The following is a 16,909-nucleotide window of genomic DNA, read 5'->3' on the forward strand; positions in this document are numbered from 1 at the left end:
GCGGCCTGTTTTTCCCCCGCATTGGGGATTCGATAGTGCGTGTGTATGTAGGAGAAGCAACATGCAAGAAGGGCAAAACCGTAAAACCTCGTCCTTGAGCATTCTCGCCATCGCTGGGGTGGAGCCGTACCAAGAGAAGCCGGGCGAAGAGTACATGAACGACGCCCAGTTGTCGCATTTCAAGCGCATTCTTGAAGCGTGGCGCAACCAGCTCAGGGACGAAGTGGACCGTACTGTATCGCATATGCAAGAAGAGGCAGCCAACTTCCCTGATCCGGCCGACCGTGCCACTCAGGAAGAAGAGTTCAGCCTTGAACTGCGTAACCGTGACCGTGAACGCAAACTGATCAAAAAGATCGAGAAAACGCTGAAGAAAGTGGAAGACGATGATTTCGGCTACTGCGAATCTTGTGGCGTGGAGATCGGTATTCGTCGCCTCGAAGCGCGTCCGACCGCCGATCTGTGCATCGACTGCAAGACGCTGGCTGAGATCCGCGAAAAGCAGATGGCCGGCTAATACCGCTACTCTACATGATTGGAGCTGCATCAAGGCGGCAAGAATGCGCATCCCGATGAGCTTACTCAAGTAAGTGATTCGGGTAAGCAGGCGCAGCTAACACAGATGCAGTTTCAAGCATAACGAGTATGTTATCGCTGCGGCGTGCGCACCCGCGTGCGCCGCACAGAGAAAAGGGAACCTCTCCCCTCTGATATGCAAGAAAGTCATTATGTGGGGCGCTTTGCCCCATCGCCTTCCGGGGATCTGCATTTCGGTTCGCTGATTGCCGCTCTGGGAAGCTACCTTCAGGCTCGCGCCCAACGCGGGCAGTGGCTGGTTCGCATCGAAGATATCGACCCGCCGCGCGAAGTCCCCGGCGCCGCCGCTCGCATCCTGTCCGCGCTGGAACATTATGGTCTCCACTGGGACGGCCAGGTCATCTATCAATCCCAACGTCACGACGCCTATCGTGCCGCGCTGGATCTGTTGCAGCGCCAGGGGCTCAGCTATTACTGCACCTGCACCCGCAGCCGCATCCAGCACATCGGCGGATTGTACGACGGCCACTGCCGCGATTTGCAGCTCGGCCCGCAGGGTGCCGCTATCCGCTTGCGTCAGACCGCCCCCGTTTACCGGTTCAACGATCTCCTGCAGGGAGAATTGCACGCCGATCCGGCGCTGGCGGGGGAAGACTTTATCATTCGCCGCCGCGATGGGCTGTTCGCCTACAACCTGGCGGTGGTGATCGACGACCATTTTCAGGGCGTGACCGAGATTGTCCGCGGCGCCGATCTGATCGAACCGACGGTGCGCCAAATTGCCCTCTACCGCCAGCTGCAGGCGCCGGTGCCCGCCTATGTGCATCTGCCGCTGGCTCTGGGCGCCAACGGCATCAAGCTGTCGAAGCAAAATCATGCGCCGGCGTTGCCCGCCGGCGATCCGCGCCCGGTGCTGATCGCCGCGCTGAAATTTCTGCGCCAACCGCTGCCGGAAAGCTGGCAAGATCTTGACCTGCCATTATTATTGAGCTGGGCGATCGAACACTGGCGGTTGGAAAACGTGCCGCGTCAGGAGGCTATCCCTCTGGATGAAAACACGCCGGCATTCTCAAAGGAGCCATGGTGAGCTATGATTAGCCGCTATTTTTTGTTAGCTCCATTTTTATCAGTCACTATCGAGGTGTACCATTTTTACCCGAGTAGCCAACTTCTGTCGTAAGGTACTGACCCGCGATGACAAGCTGCCCCGCGACGACGCGGCGGCCGGCGATAAAAACGTAGTCCGCGAAGAGCGTGCCGCGGCGCCAAGCCGTCCTGCGCCGCAGCCGCGCGCCGCCGATAACGGCAGCAACGCCCCTGCCCGCCGCTCAACGCCGCGCAAGCGTCCGCCTTTTCCTATCGCCGAGAGCAACGACTCGATGACCGTGATCCCGCGCGAACAGCACGCGATCTCCCGTAAAGACATCAGCGAGAATGCGCTGAAAGTGCTTTATCGCCTGAACAAGTCCGGCTACGAGGCTTATCTGGTCGGCGGCGGGGTGCGCGATCTGTTGCTCGGCAAAAAGCCGAAAGACTTCGACATCACCACCAACGCCACGCCGGAGCAAGTGCGCAAGCTGTTCCGCAACTGCCGCCTGGTCGGCCGCCGTTTCCGCCTGGCGCACGTGATGTTCGGGCCGGAGATCATCGAAGTGGCCACCTTCCGCGGTCACCACGAACAGAATCAGGAATCCGACAAGAATTCCTCCCAGCAGGCGCAAAACGGCATGCTGCTGCGCGACAATATCTTCGGTTCGATCGAGGAAGACGCCCAGCGCCGTGATTTCACCATCAACAGCCTGTACTACGGCGTGGCGGATTTCACCCTGCGCGATTACGTCGGCGGCCTGAACGATCTGAAGCAAGGCGTGATCCGCCTGATCGGCGATCCGGAAACCCGCTACCGCGAAGATCCGGTGCGTATGCTGCGCGCGGTGCGCTTCGCCGCCAAGCTGGACATGCGCATCAGCGAAGAGACCGCCGAGCCGATCCCGCGTCTGGCTTCGCTGCTGCATGAGATCCCACCGGCGCGCCTGTTCGAAGAATCCCTCAAGCTGCTGCAGGCGGGTTACGGTTTCCAGACCTACCTGAAGCTGTGCGAATACCAGCTGTTCCAACCGCTGTTCCCGCTGATCGCCCGTAACTTCACGCCGAACCACGATACGCCGATGGAGCGCATTCTGGTGCAGGTGCTGAAGAACACCGATCACCGTCTGCAGAACGACATGCGCGTCAACCCGGCGTTCCTGTTCGCCGCCATGCTGTGGTACCCGCTGCTGGAGCATGCGCAGAAGCTGGCGCAGGAAAGCGGCCTGGCCTACTACGACGCCTTCGCGCTGGCGATGAACGACGTGCTCGACGAGCAGTGCCGCTCGCTGGCCATCCCGAAACGCATCACCACGCTGGTGCGCGATATCTGGCAGCTGCAGCTGCGCCTGTCCCGCCGCCAGGGCAAACGCGCGCACAAACTGATGGAGCATCCGAAATTCCGCGCCGCCTATGATTTGCTGGCGCTGCGTGCGGAAGTGGAAGACAATCAGGAAATGTTGCGTCTGGCCGAGTGGTGGGGCGAGTTCCAGGACGCCACGCCGGCGCGGCAGAAAGCCATGCTGAGCACCCTGGGTGACGATCCGGCGCCGCGCCGCGCGCGCCAACGCCGCCCTCGCCGCCGGGCACCGCGTAAAGAAGGGGCATAATGATCCGCGTTTATATCGCGCTGGGCAGCAACCTGGCGCAGCCGCTGCAACAGGTTAACGCCGCGCTGGAGGCGCTGGAGCATCTCCCGCGCACCCGGCTGGTCACCTGTTCTTCGTTTTACCGCACCAAGCCGCTGGGGCCGCAAAACCAGCCGGACTTTCTCAATGCGGTGGTGGCGCTGGATACCCTGTTGCCGCCCGAACAGCTGCTCGACCATACCCAGGCGATAGAACGCAATCAGGGGCGCGTGCGCAAGGATGAACGCTGGGGGCCGCGCACGCTCGATCTGGACATCATGCTGTACGGCGACAAGGTGATCCATACCGATCGCCTGACGGTGCCGCATTACGGCCTGAAAGAGCGCGAATTCATGCTCTACCCGCTGGCGGAAATCGCCCCCGATCTGATTTTCCCCGATGGCGAACCGCTCGCCAGCTGCCTCAAGCGCGTGCCGGAAAACGGCATGGCGCTGTGGCACTCGCCAAAACCGAAATCCTGACCCGCCTACAGCGCCAACCGCGCGACAAATCCCCCCGCCGGGCGATTGGCGAAACTGATCTGTAAACCATGCAAGCCGGCAATACGCTGTACGATCGAGAGCCCCAGCCCGCTGCCGGTCTGTTCCTGCCCCGGCGGGCGATAGAAGCGCTCTCCGAGCCGCGCCAGATGCTCCGTGGTGACACCCGGACCGTCGTCCTCCACCGTCAGCGAACGTTCGCTCAACGTCACGGTGACGACGCCGCCCTGCGGGGTATAGCGCACCGCGTTGTCCAGCAGATTGCGCAACAGCAGCGACAGCAGCAAGGTTTCTCCCTGACGCGGCGGCGGCGTTCCCTGCTGTTCATAGCGTAGCGTCACGCCCGCCGCATGCGCCTGCCGGTCCTGTTCCGCTAGGGTCATCGTCACCAGATTGTTCCAGTCGATCGGCGCCAGTTCGGCCAGATCCGACAGCGAATCCAGCCGCGACAGCGTGAGCAGCTGATCCACCAGCCGGGTGGCGCGATCGATGCCGACCGTCAGATTGTCCAGCGCATGCTCGCGCATCGGCGCATCGTCCCCCGCCAACTGCACCACTTCGGTCTGCACCCGCAATGCCGCCAGCGGGCTGCGCAATTCGTGCGCGGCATCGGAGGTGAAACGCCGCTCCCGCACCAGTAAAGCGTTGATGCGGGCGAACAGCGCGTTGAGCGCATCCACCAGTGGGCGCACCTCGGTCGGCACCTGGCGCGCGTCCAACGGCGTCGCATCATCGGGCGCGCGCCGGCGCAAACCGGCCGCCACCGCGCGCAGCGGCCGCAGCTCGCGCCCGACCATCAGCGCGATCAGCAGCATCAGCACCGGCAGCGTCGCCAGCCAGGGCACCAGTTGGCCGGTCACCATGCCCAGCGCCATATCGCGCCGGTAGTCCCACTCCTGGCCGACCACGATGCGGTAGCGCCCGTCCGGGCTGGTCAACCATACCAGGCGCCAACTGTCGTCATCGCCTTTGCGTTCGCCGTCGGTAAAACCTTCACGCTCCCCGTCAAACAGGAAGTCGGCACCGTTCTCGCCGTCGTTGAGCAGCATCTTGCCCTGGCGATCGAAGATGGCGAACGCCAGCGCGTCGTCGTCCTGTTCGCCGCGCTTGCCGTGATGCACCAGCTTCTTGGTTTTCGGCAGGCTGCGCGCGCTTTCATCGGCCAACAGATCGCCGAGGTTGGCGGTCGCCAGCCGTTTGGCGAACAGCATCTGCTGGGTGTCGAACACTTCGTTGATGGTGTTGCGCGACATCACCCAGGCCACCACGCTGGCGGTGCACCAGGTCAGCAGCGCCAGCAGGCTGAAGATCAGGATCAGACGCAGCCGCAGGCTGAGACGCTTCACGGCGCATCCCCCAGCGTGTAACCCACGCCGTGGATGGTACGGATGAAGCCGTTGCCCAGCTTGCGCCGCAGGTGGTGAATATGCACCTCCACCGCGTTACTGCTCACCTCGTCGTCCCAGTTGTACAGTTTCTCCTGAATCAACGGCCGCGCCAGCACCCGCCCTTTGTTGTGCAAAAACAGCTCCAGCACCGCCAATTCGCGCGGCGTCAGCGTCACCGGTTCGCCGTTGCAGCTCACGCTGCGGGTGGCGCTGTCGAACACCACGTTGCCGTGCGTCAGCTGCGGCATCAGTTGGCCGTGGCGACGGCGGATCAGCGCCTGCAGGCGCGCCGCCACTTCGGCCAGCGCGAACGGCTTGCACAGATAATCGTCGGCGCCGCTTTGCAGCCCGCTGACCCGCTGCTCCAGCGCATCGCGGGCGGTGAGGATCAATACCGGCACGTCCTGCCCGGCCTGGCGCCACTGGCGCAGCAGATCCAGGCCGTCGAGGCCCGGCAGGCTGAGATCGAGGATCACCGCGTCGTACGGCGCGCTGTCCAGCGCATTTTTGCCGACGGCGCCGTCGGTGAACCAGTCCAGATTGAAGCCGAGTTTGGTCAGCCCGGCCTTGATGCCGTCCCCGATCAGTTTGTCATCTTCGATCAACAGAATTCGCATGAGTATCCCTTTTGAGTCTTGGCGCCATTGCACCACAAGGTTCTTAAGAACCGCTTAAGCATGGCGATCCGCGCTACCCACCCCGATCGGGTTACAGTAGAATGACTGCACTTTTTTGCAGCCTGGGCCTGCGTACGCCGCACGGCCCGTTTCAGGAGACGTTGTGATGAAACCCACCACCGTGACCCACTTGCGCCAGTGGAAACAGGAGCAACGCAAGTTTGCTACCCTTACCGCCTACGATGCCAGCTTTGCCAAACTGTTTGAAGAGCAAGGCATCAAAGTCCTGTTGGTGGGCGATTCGCTGGGCATGACGCTGCAGGGCCACGACTCCACGCTGCCGGTCACCGTCGCCGACGTGGCCTATCACACGCGCGCCGTGCGCCGCGGCGCGCCGGCCTGTCTGCTGCTGGCCGATCTGCCGTTCATGAGTTACGCCACCCCCGAACAAACCTTCGCCAACGCCGCCGAGCTGATGCGCGCCGGCGCCAACATGGTGAAACTGGAAGGCGGCAGCTGGTTGTGCGACACGGTGAAAATGCTCGCCGAGCGCGCGGTGCCGGTATGCGGCCACCTGGGCCTGACGCCGCAGTCGGTCAACGTGTTCGGCGGCTATAAGGTACAAGGGCGCGACGAACTGGCCGCCAAACAGCTGTTGCAGGACGCGCAGAATCTGGAGCTGGCCGGCATTCAGCTGCTGGTGCTGGAGTGCGTGCCGACCGAGTTGGCGCGCCAGATCACCGAAGCGCTGTCCATTCCGGTCATCGGCATCGGCGCCGGCAACGGCACCGACGGCCAGATCCTGGTGATGCACGACGCCTTCGGCATCACCGGCGGCCACACGCCGAAGTTCGCCAAGAACTTCCTGGCGCAGAGCGGCGATATCCGCACGGCGGTGCAGCACTACATTCAGGAAGTGGAGCAAGGCCTCTACCCGGCGGCTGAACACTCTTTTAACTAAGCGATGGTTCCAGGAGTCACCCAATGATTATTATCGAAACCCTGCCGATGCTGCGTCAGCAGATCCGCCGCTGGCGCCAGGAAGGCAAACGCATCGCGCTGGTGCCGACCATGGGCAACCTGCACGACGGCCACATGACGCTGGTCGATGAAGCGCGCGCCCGCGCCGACGTGGTGGTGGTGAGCATCTTCGTTAACCCGATGCAGTTCGATCGCCCGGACGATCTGGCGCGCTACCCGCGCACGCTGCAGGAAGACAGCGAAAAGCTGACCCGCCGCGGCGTCGATCTGGTGTTCGCGCCGGCCCCGGCCGCGGTTTATCCGCAGGGCCTGGAGCAGCAGACCTACGTCGACGTGCCGGGCATCTCCACCATCCTGGAAGGCGCCAGCCGGCCGGGCCACTTCCGCGGCGTTTCCACCATCGTCAGCAAGCTGTTCAACCTGGTGCAGCCTGATTTGGCCTGTTTCGGCGAGAAGGATTACCAACAGCTGGCGTTGATCCGCAAAATGGTGGCGGACATGGGTTACGACATCGATATCGTCGGCGTGCCGACCGTGCGCGCCAAAGACGGCCTGGCCCTCAGCTCGCGCAACGGCTACCTGACCGCCGAAGAGCGCAAGGTAGCGCCGCAGCTGAGCAAGATCATGAACGCGCTGGCGCAACAGCTGGCCAATGGCGAGCGCCAGATCGAAGCGCTGCTGGAGCAGACCGCCGAGCAGCTGCGCGCCGCCGGCTTTACGCCGGATGAGCTGTTTATTCGCGACGCCGACAGCCTGCAGCCGCTGACGGTGGACAGCCAGCGAGCGGTGGTGCTGATGGCAGCCTGGCTGGGCAAGGCGCGTCTTATCGACAACCAGCAGGTCGACCTGACGCTGTAAGCCGTTTTTTATACTGTCGTCACCCTACCGCCCTGACCATAGGTAGACAATGGCGGGGCAATCGGTGACGATAGAGATTGCAGGGATGCAGGAGAGATGTTCAACCCCAGCGCCTGTGAAGGCCGATATTCAGTTAGGTAAAGCTATGATACGTACTATGCTGCAAGGCAAGCTGCATCGCGTCAAAGTCACTCAGGCTGACTTGCACTATGAAGGCTCCTGCGCCATCGACCAGGATTTCCTGGAGGCCGCCGGCATTCTGGAATATGAAGCGATCGATATTTACAACGTGGATAACGGCCAGCGCTTCTCCACCTACGCCATCGCCGCCGAGCGCGGTTCGCGCATCATTTCGGTCAACGGCGCCGCCGCGCGCTGCGCCTGCGTAGGCGACAAACTGATCATCTGCTCCTATGTGCAAATGACCGACGCCGACGCCCGCCAACACCACCCGAAAGTCGCCTATTTTGAAGGTGACAACAACCTGCAGCGCAAGGCGAAAGCCGTGCCGGTTCAGGTCGCCTGACAATAAAACGGGCGCCTTGCGCGCCCGTTCTTCCTTATTGCACCACCACCGTGCCCGGCTTGTTGGCTATCCGATCCGCCATGGTCTGGATCGAGTCGGTGCGCAGAATATACAGCCGTTTTAGCGTATAGGGGTTATCCCCCGGCTTTACCTTGCCCTGCACCGTGGTCACCGCCAGATGGAAACCGGCGTCCTGCGCCGCCTGAATCGCCCGTTGGTTATAGCCGCCGAACGGGTAAGACAGATACAGCACGTGCGGATTGAACTGCGACAGCGCGCGGCGTGAGCGCTCAAAATCAAACTCGATATTGTGCAGCGAACGGCTCAGCAAAATCGGCTGGCGATTACCGTCGGTGCGGTGCAGGAAATGGGTATGCGACTGCACGTCGAACACGTCCTGAATCTGCTTGAGCTCCGAGACGCTCATAAACTGCAGCGAGTCCGGGTTCCATTTCTGCGGATGGCGTTTGATGCGCGAAGAGATAATGAACGCCGTGGCGCGGAAACCGTAATCCTTCAATACCGGGTAAGCGTAGCGATACACCGATTTCAGCCCGTCGTCGAAGGTCAGCACGACCGCCTTGCCCGGCAGGTTGATCTGATTTTTCAGGTAGGCTTCCAGCTGGTACAGCGAAATGGTGTCGTAGCCCGCCTGCTTCAGGTAGGTCATCTGGTTGCTGAACGCCACGTCTGAAGTGGTGGTCGAGGTGTGGCGGAAGCGTTTGTTCTCTTCGTTTTTCAGCAGGTGGTGGTAAGTCAGCACCGGTATGCCGTTATCGATCTCGCAGTCCAACTCATTAATGAACCCCAGCCGCTCGCCGATGTTGACTTCGTACCAGGTGTTGTTCAGGCGATCCTTCAGCTTGCCGATGATCGGATAGCGCAGGTTGCCTTCCAGCGTGCCCAATACCTCGCTGTCCTTGTCCGCTGCGGTGTATACGTCGATCGTTTTTTGCGTGATCAGATTCTGGTTGGTCAGCGGTTTGTTCAGCTCGCCCAGATCGTCTTGCACCTTGCGCGACTTCTTCAATTCACGCACGTCGTCTTTATCGATAAAGCCGGTACCGTGCCCGAATTTGAATTCGTAGTATTCCGCATCCGCCGGGAAGACTTGGAGCAGTTGCCCGCGCTTCACTTCCCCTACCGGGATCACATGCTCGCCCACCAACGCATAGACTTCGCTATCGCGCTGCGCTTCCATGTATTCAGATTTAACCGCGCTGTCTTCCGACAGCAGACTAGCCAGGCTCACAGGGGAAACCAACGACATCAGAATGCCGAGCAACCCAGCCGTTAACGTGTATTGAGACCGCATGATGATGTTCTGCTTACGAGTGCGTAATGACAAAAGTGGAGGAAATGTGGAGCGCCAGCATAGCACGATTTGAACAACGGGGAACTAGCGGTTATTTGAGCAATTCTATTGATTTACGCGCCGCCTGCGCCAAATCAAGAAAAACGCCCCCGCCGGGAAAGCGAGGGCGCGATACGATCAGCTGCGCAGGCCGCGGCCACGCTCGATCAGGTACCAGGACAGCAGGTAAAACACCGCGATAAACGCCACCAACACCGCCATGGTGAACGCCAGCGGCACGTCGTTGATGCCGAGGAAACCGTAGCGGAAGCCGCTGATCATATAAACGATGGGGTTCAGCTTGGACACCGCCTGCCAGAATGGTGGCAGCAGCGACAGCGAGTAGAACACCCCGCCCAGGTAAGTCAGCGGCGTCAGCACGAAGGTCGGGATCAGGCTGATGTCGTCGAAAGTGGTGGCGAACACCGCATTGATCAGCCCCGCCAGCGAGAACAGGATCGCCGTCAGCAGCAGCGTCAGCGCAATCACCCACCAGGCGTGCACCTGCAGCGGCACGAAGAACAGTGAGATGATGGTCACCAGTACGCCGACGCAGATGCCGCGCGCCACGCCGCCGCCGACATAGCCGGCGATCACCACGTGGGTCGGCACCGGCGCCACCAGCAGTTCCTCAATGTTGCGCTGAAACTTGGCGCTGAAGAACGACGAGGCGACGTTGGCATAGGAGTTGGTGATCACCGCCATCATGATAAGGCCGGGCACGATGAACTGCATGTAGCTGAAGCCGTGCATATCGCCAATGCGCGAGCCGATCAGGTTACCGAAGATGATGAAGTACAGCGTCATGGTGATCACCGGCGGCACCAGGGTCTGGATCCAGATGCGCGCGAACCGGTTTACCTCTTTGGCCCAGATGCTCTGTAAGGCCACCCAATACAAACGCGTCATGCTTTCTCTCCATTGCCGTTAACCAGGGTGACAAACAGCTCTTCCAGGCGGTTCGCCTTATTGCGCATGCTCAGCACCTGCACGCCCTGCGCGCTCAGCTGGGCGAACAGGCCGTTCAGCCCCTGCTCGCGCATCACCTCCACTTCCAGCGTCGAGGTATCCGTCAGGCGGCTGTGGTAACCGTCCAGCTTCGGCAGCGGGCTCTTCGCCGCCAGATCGAGGATGAAGGTTTCCGACTTCAGCTTGGCCAGTAGCCCCTTCATCGAGGTGTTTTCCACCAGTTCCCCGTTCTGGATGATGCCGATGTTGCGGCACAGCATTTCCGCCTCTTCCAGATAGTGGGTGGTGAGGATAATGGTGGTGCCCTGGGCGTTCAGCTCTTTCAGGAAGCCCCACATCGAGCGACGCAGCTCAATATCCACCCCGGCGGTCGGCTCATCGAGGATCAGCAGCTTCGGCTGATGCATCAGCGCGCGGGCGATCATCAGGCGGCGCTTCATGCCGCCGGACAGCATGCGGGCGCGCTCGTTGCGCTTGCCCCACAGATCCAGCTGATTGAGGTATTTTTCGGCGCGCGCCATCGCTTCACGCCGCGTGACGCCGTAGTAACCCGCCTGATTCACCACGATCTGCAACACGGTCTCAAACGGATTGAAGTTGAACTCCTGCGGCACCAGGCCGAGCTGGCGCTTGGCGTTGACGATGTCTTTATCGATGTCGTAACCGAACACCCGCACGCTGCCGGCGGTTTTGTTCACCAGCGAGCTGATGATGCCGATGGTGGTGGACTTTCCGGCGCCGTTTGGCCCCAGCAGGGCATAAAAGTCCCCCGCTTCGACGCTCAGGTCGATGCCGCGCAGCGCCTTGACGCCACCGGCGTAAGTCTTGGTCAGCTGCGCTAATTCCAGTGCATAATTCATATGTAAAATAGTACCTTATAACGATGAGTATGCCGCCGCGCCCCTGTTTGCGAGGCTTGAAACACTAACAATAATCCTAGCATCGACGGCGTTTTCACTGCGTCGAATCCGTGCGCTAAATGAGGCTGCACCACTGTTCCGATTTCCAAATTGTGACGCTTACCCTATATTACCCCAACGCAATCTGTCCGTTACGGGTCAATCACCTTCATGAAAGAAATCGAAGAGCTTATCGCCAACAACCAGGCCTGGTCGGCCAATATCAGTCAGGAAGACCCGGAATTTTTTGAACGTTTAGCCCAGGCGCAAAAGCCCCGCTTCTTATGGATTGGTTGCTCTGACAGCCGCGTTCCCGCAGAACGCCTGACCGGCCTCGAGCCGGGTGAACTGTTCGTCCATCGCAACGTGGCGAACCTCGTTATCCACACCGATCTTAACTGCCTGTCGGTGGTGCAGTATGCGGTAGATGTGCTGGAAGTCGAACACATCATCATCTGCGGCCACCTGGGCTGCGGCGGCGTGCAGGCGGCGGTGGAAAACCCGGAGCTGGGTTTGATCGACAACTGGCTGCTGCACATTCGCGATCTGTGGTACAAGCACAGCTCGCTGCTGGGCGAGCTGCCGCCGGAACAGCGTTTCGACATGCTGTGCGAGATCAACGTCATTGAACAGGTGTACAACCTGGGCCACTCCACCATCATGCAATCGGCCTGGAAGCGCGGCCAGAAGGTGATGATCCACGGTTGGGTGTACGGCATTCAGGACGGCCGCCTGCGCGATATGGAAGTGCTGGCGACCAGCCGCGAGAGCCTGGAGATGGGCTACCGCAAAGCGATAGCCAAACTGAAGCAGGATAAAGGCGTATAACCCCGCCGCGGGCGCGGCTTGCCGCGCCCCACATCCAATTACTCGTCCAGCAGCACCACTTTGCCGACGTACGGCAGGTGACGGTAGCGCTGGGCGTAGTCGATGCCATACCCCACCACGAACTCATCCGGGATCGAGAAGCCGACGTATTCGACCGGCACCTGCACTTCACGGCGCTCAGGCTTGTCCAGCAAGGTGCAAATCGCCAGCGACTTCGGCCCACGCAGCGCCAAAATCTCGCGCACTTTGTTCAGCGTGTTGCCAGAATCGATGATGTCTTCCACGATCAGCACGTCTTTGCCGCGAATGTCTTCGTCCAGATCCTTGAGGATCTTCACGTCGCGAGTGGTGGACATGCCGCTGCCGTAGCTGGAAGCCGTCATGAAGTCGACTTCGTGCGGCACGTCAATCGCGCGGCACAGATCGGCCATGAACATGAAGGAGCCGCGCAGCAGCCCGACCAGCACCATGTCACTGCCGCTGTCGCGGTAATGTTCGGTGATCTGGCGGCCAAGTTCGGCGATACGGGTCTTAACTTCCTGCTCGGAAATCATTACGTCTACAGTGTGTTTCATAGTATTCAGGTCAGTTGCCGGAAGAAAGGTGCGGAGTTTAGCATAGCCTTTCGCCGGTGGCGACGCGAGCGCGCCGCCACATGAGCGCCGGGCCGCGATCATTCGTCGACGGTAAAGCCCATCATCATGCCGGTATCTTCGTGTTCCAACAGGTGGCAGTGGGCCATATACGCATGTTCGCTGCTTGCCGGATGATCGAAGCGCACCAGCACTTCGCTGCGCCACCCTTCGACGCGCACCGTGTCCTTCCAGCCGCTGCGATGCGCCGCCGGCGGTTTGCCGTTTTCCGACAAGATACGGAACTGGGTGCCGTGAATGTGGAACGGGTGCAACATCATGTCGCCCTCGCCGGAAATGGTCCATTTCTCATACTGGCCCCGTTTGGCGGCGAACATCGGCTTGGTCATGTCGAAGGCCTTGCCGTTGATCATGTTGCCGTGGCTGAAGTCGAACGGTTTGGCTTTGCCCTGCGCGCCGCCGTGATCCATCCCGGCCATCTTGCCATGATCCATGCCTTTCATGTTGCCGTGATCCATGCCCTGCATGCCGCCCTTTTCCATGCCTTTCATGTTACCGTGGTCCATGCCTTTCATGTCGCCACCGCCCATCGCGCCATGATTCATGCTCATGCCGGCCATCGCCTGGTGGCCATAACGATCCATCAGCGCCTGCATGCCGAGCATATCCAGCTGCGGATCCATCATCAGCTGCAGCCAACGCTCCTGGATGCCGGCGGTGGCAGGCAATGTCGGCAGCTTCACCAGGCTATCCGGCATGGCTTTAATGCCCTGCGCCAGCGAGGGCTGAATGCGCAGCACCGGCAGCAGTTGATCGAACGGCGCCAGCGTCATGCCCATCTGTTTCACCGGCAACGTCACGATATCGAATGCTTTCCCGTCGGAGGCATCGACCAGCACTTCAAAACGCTCGCCCATCAGCATCGGCAGCTCGGTCAGCTTCACCGGCTCCGCCAGGAAACCGCCGTCGCTGGCGATGACGTACAGCGGACGGTTGTCACTGGCCGCCAGATTCAGCGAGCGGGCGTTACAACCGTTGAGGAAACGCAGACGCAGCCAGCCGCGCGGCGCCAGATGTTGAGGATACTGCGCGCCGTTGGTGAACATGCGATCGCCAAACCAGCCCACCGCCGCGCTCATCACGTCCAGGCGGTATTCGATCTGCGCGTCTTTGCCCAGCCGCTTATCCTGCAGGATCACCGGAATATCATCCTGCCCCCAGGTTTTCGGCAGCGGCAGTTTGGCGCTTTCGTCGTCTTCCAGCAGCACCAGCCCCGCCAGCCCCATCATCACCTGGCTGCCGGTTTTACCGTGTGTATGCGGGTGGAACCAGCAGGTGGCCGCCGGTTGATCAACGGTGAAATTCACCGTGCGCGTCGCGCCGGGATGGATCAGCGCCTGCGGGCCGCCATCGACGTCGCCGGGAATTTCCAGGCCGTGCCAGTGGACGGTACTGGCCTCCGCCAGGCGGTTTTTGATATCGACCGTCACCGGTTGGCCACGCTGCAGCTTCACCGCCGGCCCGAGCAGCGCGCCGTTGAATCCCCAGGTTTTGGTCGCGGCGCCGGGCAACCAGCGGGTTTCCCCCGCCTGCAGCGCCAGCGCAATCTTTCCCTGCGCGTCCGGCATCAACAGCGGCGGTACCGGCAGGGCCGGCCTATCGGCCGCCCAGGCGGCTCGGCTCCATAACGGCAATGCGCTCGCCGCGCCCAGCGCGGCGGTTAATTTAATAAAATCACGGCGTAACATCGCTGACTCCCTTTTCTCAGTGACATAACTCAATGCCGCCAGCCTAAACCTTCCCCCTGGCGGAAGGTCAAGCCTTTCCTGGCGGTATTTTAAGCTATGCCTCACAATCAAGAGAGTGTGACTGGCAAGCGCGACGCCGGCCCGCCGGCAATAAAATTTGGTGCCTTTACAGACAAGTGTGGTAACGTCAGCAGACGACAAACAGGCCTATTTCATGATGAAAAAAACAACGTTATCGATGCTGTTGCTGGCGATGCTGGGCTTCTCCAACGCCAGTCTGGCGCTGAATGAATCCGAGGCGGAAGATCTGGCCGATCTTACGGCGGTATTTATTTATTTGAAAAATGATTGCGGCTACAACGATTTGCCAAACGCGCAAATCAAACGCGCCATTGTCTATTTCGCGCAACAAAACCGCTGGGATTTGAGCAACTACAACAGTTTCAATATGAAGGCGCTGGGCGAAGACAGCTATCGCGATCTCAGCGGCATCGCCATTCCAACGCCCAAGAAGTGCAAATCGCTGGCGCGTGACTCGTTGAGCCTGCTGGCCTACGCCAATTAATTCTTTCCCCTTCTCCCATCCGCTTAACGCTCTCTCTGTCTGAAATTCAACCGTGCATCGCCAGGCAGAGTTAGCTATGATGTTGCGCCGATTTTTCATGGCTGTTATTACGGAGTTTCCCGCACATGACCCAGAAAGAAATTTGGTACGAAACGCTGCATACGGGCTTCGGCCAGTACTTCTCGGTAGAGAAGGTGCTGTACCGCGAGAAGACCGATCATCAGGATCTGGTGATCTTCGAGAACCCGGAGCTGGGGCGCGTGATGGCGCTCGACGGCGTGGTGCAAACCACCGAGCGTGACGAGTTCATCTATCACGAAATGCTGACCCACGTGCCGTTGCTGGCGCACGGACGGGCGAAGAAAGTGCTGATTATCGGCGGCGGCGACGGCGGTATGCTGCGTGAAGTCAGCCGGCACCCTGGCGTGGAGCAGATCACCATGGTCGAGATCGACGCCGGCGTCGTCGAGTTCTGCCGCCAGTACCTGCCCAACCACAGCGCCGGAGCCTATGACGATCCGCGCTTCAAGCTGGTGATCGACGACGGCGTCAACTTCGTGAATCAAACCGACGAAACGTTCGATGTGATCATCTCCGACTGCACCGATCCGATCGGCCCCGGCGAAAGCCTGTTCACCTCGGCGTTTTATGAAGGCTGCGCCCGCTGCCTGAATGAGGGCGGCATTTTCGTCGCGCAGAACGGCGTCTGTTTCCTGCAGCAGGACGAGGCGGTCAACAGCCACGCCAAACTGAGCCGCTACTTTACCGACGTCAGCTTCTATCAGGCGGCGATCCCGACCTATTACGGCGGCATCATGACCTTCGCCTGGGCGAGCCAGAACCCGGCGCTGCGCCAGCGCGATCTGCCTGCCCTGCAACAGCGCTTTAACCAAAGCGGCCTACACTGCCGTTATTACAACCCGGCAATTCACGTCGGCAGCTTTGCCCTGCCGCAATATTTGCTCAATGCCCTGAACGTAACACGTTAAGCGAGAAGATAAAGGAGGTGGCCCAAATTGCATAAGCTAAAACTGCACGGCTTCAACAACCTGACCAAGAGCCTGAGTTTTTGTATTTACGATATTTGTTACGCCAAAACCGCGGACGATCGCGATGGCTATATCGCCTACATAGACGAACAATATAACGCCAACCGGTTAACCGAGATCCTGAGCGAAACCTGCTCGATCATCGGCGCCAATATTCTGAACATCGCGCGTCAGGACTACGAGCCGCAGGGCGCCAGCGTCACCATCCTGGTCAGCGAAGAGCCGATCGATCCGAAAGACGTCGATACGTCGGAACACCCCGGTCCGCTGCCGAATACGGTCGTCGCGCACCTGGACAAAAGCCATATCTGCGTGCACACCTACCCGGAAAGCCATCCGGAAGGCGGGCTGTGCACCTTCCGCGCCGATATCGAGGTTTCGACCTGCGGCGTCATTTCGCCCCTCAAGGCGCTGAACTATTTAATTCACCAGCTGGAATCCGACATCGTCACCATGGACTATCGCGTGCGTGGTTTTACCCGCGACGTGAACGGCGTGAAACATTACATCGATCATGAGATCAATTCGATCCAGAACTTTATGTCGGAAGACATCAAGGCGCTGTACCACATGATGGACGTGAACGTTTACCAGGAAAATATCTTCCATACCAAGATGTTGCTGAAGGATTTCGATCTGAAGCACTACCTGTTTAACGCGCAACCGGAGGCGTTGAGCGCCGCCGAGCGCAAGCAGATCACCGATCTGTTATGGAAAGAGATGCAGGAAATCTATTACGGCCGCAATATTCCGCATCTGTGATGGAAAGGGCGCGGCACGCCG

18 protein-coding genes are annotated in these 16,909 nt (G+C 60.2%); 11 read left to right on the top strand and 7 right to left on the bottom strand.

Annotation, left to right across the window (positions count from 1 at the left end):
- Window positions 1–61 precede the first annotated feature (61 nt).
- The 4 genes from dksA to folK all read left to right on the top strand — a co-directional run bounded on the left by dksA (window position 62) and on the right by folK (window position 3,733).
- A complete protein-coding gene (gene dksA / locus AC2CGQ_RS14355) occupies window positions 62–517 on the top strand; it encodes an RNA polymerase-binding protein DksA (RefSeq protein ID WP_004937569.1) in 456 nt (151 codons plus the stop codon).
- 195 nt (window positions 518–712) lie between these two features.
- The gene (gluQRS, locus tag AC2CGQ_RS14360; protein ID WP_015379024.1) at window positions 713–1,624 is read left to right on the top strand and encodes a tRNA glutamyl-Q(34) synthetase GluQRS; all 912 of its coding nucleotides are present in this window, start codon (window positions 713–715) and stop codon (window positions 1,622–1,624) included.
- A gap of 61 nt (window positions 1,625–1,685) precedes the next feature.
- A complete protein-coding gene (gene pcnB, locus AC2CGQ_RS14365) occupies window positions 1,686–3,233 on the top strand; it encodes a polynucleotide adenylyltransferase PcnB (protein WP_075201870.1) in 1,548 nt (515 codons plus the stop codon).
- Window positions 3,233–3,733: a 2-amino-4-hydroxy-6-hydroxymethyldihydropteridine diphosphokinase gene (gene folK / locus AC2CGQ_RS14370; RefSeq protein WP_004937558.1), complete on the top strand. Its 501-nt coding sequence runs from the start codon at window positions 3,233–3,235 to the stop codon at window positions 3,731–3,733. The genes pcnB and folK overlap by 1 nt, the downstream gene beginning before the upstream one ends.
- A gap of 5 nt (window positions 3,734–3,738) precedes the next feature.
- Here the strand turns inward: folK and qseC are convergent, their stop codons facing one another.
- A complete protein-coding gene (qseC, locus tag AC2CGQ_RS14375; RefSeq protein WP_484593735.1) occupies window positions 3,739–5,097 on the bottom strand; it encodes a quorum sensing histidine kinase QseC in 1,359 nt (452 codons plus the stop codon).
- Window positions 5,094–5,756, bottom strand: coding sequence for a quorum sensing response regulator transcription factor QseB (gene qseB / locus AC2CGQ_RS14380; protein WP_004937550.1), 663 nt, complete (start codon window positions 5,754–5,756; stop codon window positions 5,094–5,096). Before qseB ends, qseC begins: the two co-directional genes overlap by 4 nt.
- Window positions 5,757–5,922: 166 nt before the next feature.
- On the opposite strand from qseB, the gene panB reads away from it, so the two are divergent.
- The 3 genes from panB (at window position 5,923) to panD (ending at window position 8,121) form a co-directional block, all read left to right on the top strand.
- Window positions 5,923–6,717, top strand: coding sequence for a 3-methyl-2-oxobutanoate hydroxymethyltransferase (panB, locus tag AC2CGQ_RS14385; protein ID WP_004937548.1), 795 nt, complete (start codon window positions 5,923–5,925; stop codon window positions 6,715–6,717).
- A 23-nt stretch (window positions 6,718–6,740) separates the two neighbouring features.
- Window positions 6,741–7,595 (top strand): pantoate--beta-alanine ligase, encoded by an 855-nt coding sequence (gene panC, locus AC2CGQ_RS14390; RefSeq protein ID WP_015379028.1) that lies wholly within the window; start codon window positions 6,741–6,743, stop codon window positions 7,593–7,595.
- Between the two features lie 145 nt (window positions 7,596–7,740).
- Window positions 7,741–8,121, top strand: coding sequence for an aspartate 1-decarboxylase (gene panD, locus AC2CGQ_RS14395; protein ID WP_004937544.1), 381 nt, complete (start codon window positions 7,741–7,743; stop codon window positions 8,119–8,121).
- A 34-nt stretch (window positions 8,122–8,155) separates the two neighbouring features.
- Here panD and AC2CGQ_RS14400 read toward each other — a convergent pair whose 3' ends face one another.
- The 3 genes from AC2CGQ_RS14400 to AC2CGQ_RS14410 all read right to left on the bottom strand — a co-directional run bounded on the left by AC2CGQ_RS14400 (window position 8,156) and on the right by AC2CGQ_RS14410 (window position 11,304).
- Entirely contained in the window at window positions 8,156–9,436 is a 1,281-nt protein-coding gene (locus AC2CGQ_RS14400; RefSeq protein WP_015379029.1) for a polysaccharide deacetylase family protein, read from the bottom strand.
- Window positions 9,437–9,613: 177 nt separating this feature from the next.
- Window positions 9,614–10,384: an ABC transporter permease gene (locus AC2CGQ_RS14405; RefSeq protein ID WP_004937535.1), complete on the bottom strand. Its 771-nt coding sequence runs from the start codon at window positions 10,382–10,384 to the stop codon at window positions 9,614–9,616.
- A complete protein-coding gene (locus tag AC2CGQ_RS14410) occupies window positions 10,381–11,304 on the bottom strand; it encodes an ABC transporter ATP-binding protein (protein WP_015379030.1) in 924 nt (307 codons plus the stop codon). The genes AC2CGQ_RS14405 and AC2CGQ_RS14410 overlap by 4 nt, the downstream gene beginning before the upstream one ends.
- Before the next feature lie 210 nt (window positions 11,305–11,514).
- On the opposite strand from AC2CGQ_RS14410, the gene can reads away from it, so the two are divergent.
- Complete coding sequence (gene can / locus AC2CGQ_RS14415; RefSeq protein WP_016930066.1) at window positions 11,515–12,171, top strand: carbonate dehydratase; 657 nt, start codon at window positions 11,515–11,517, stop codon at window positions 12,169–12,171.
- A gap of 38 nt (window positions 12,172–12,209) precedes the next feature.
- Here can and hpt read toward each other — a convergent pair whose 3' ends face one another.
- Window positions 12,210–12,746: a hypoxanthine phosphoribosyltransferase gene (hpt, locus tag AC2CGQ_RS14420; protein ID WP_048234659.1), complete on the bottom strand. Its 537-nt coding sequence runs from the start codon at window positions 12,744–12,746 to the stop codon at window positions 12,210–12,212.
- Window positions 12,747–12,844: 98 nt separating this feature from the next.
- Window positions 12,845–14,512, bottom strand: coding sequence for a multicopper oxidase CueO (gene cueO / locus AC2CGQ_RS14425; RefSeq protein WP_484593736.1), 1,668 nt, complete (start codon window positions 14,510–14,512; stop codon window positions 12,845–12,847).
- A 217-nt stretch (window positions 14,513–14,729) separates the two neighbouring features.
- On the opposite strand from cueO, the gene AC2CGQ_RS14430 reads away from it, so the two are divergent.
- The 3 genes from AC2CGQ_RS14430 (at window position 14,730) to speD (ending at window position 16,888) form a co-directional block, all read left to right on the top strand.
- Window positions 14,730–15,077 carry a YacC family pilotin-like protein gene (locus tag AC2CGQ_RS14430; protein WP_004937515.1) on the top strand — a complete coding sequence of 116 codons (348 nt, stop codon included), beginning with the start codon at window positions 14,730–14,732 and terminating at the stop codon, window positions 15,075–15,077.
- A gap of 125 nt (window positions 15,078–15,202) precedes the next feature.
- Window positions 15,203–16,066 (top strand): polyamine aminopropyltransferase, encoded by an 864-nt coding sequence (gene speE, locus AC2CGQ_RS14435; protein WP_415422312.1) that lies wholly within the window; start codon window positions 15,203–15,205, stop codon window positions 16,064–16,066.
- Window positions 16,067–16,093: 27 nt separating this feature from the next.
- A complete protein-coding gene (speD, locus tag AC2CGQ_RS14440) occupies window positions 16,094–16,888 on the top strand; it encodes an adenosylmethionine decarboxylase (protein ID WP_033632106.1) in 795 nt (264 codons plus the stop codon).
- The last annotated feature ends 21 nt before the right edge of the window (window positions 16,889–16,909 follow it).

Source organism: Serratia sp. DFXYC6 (genome assembly GCF_057196085.1).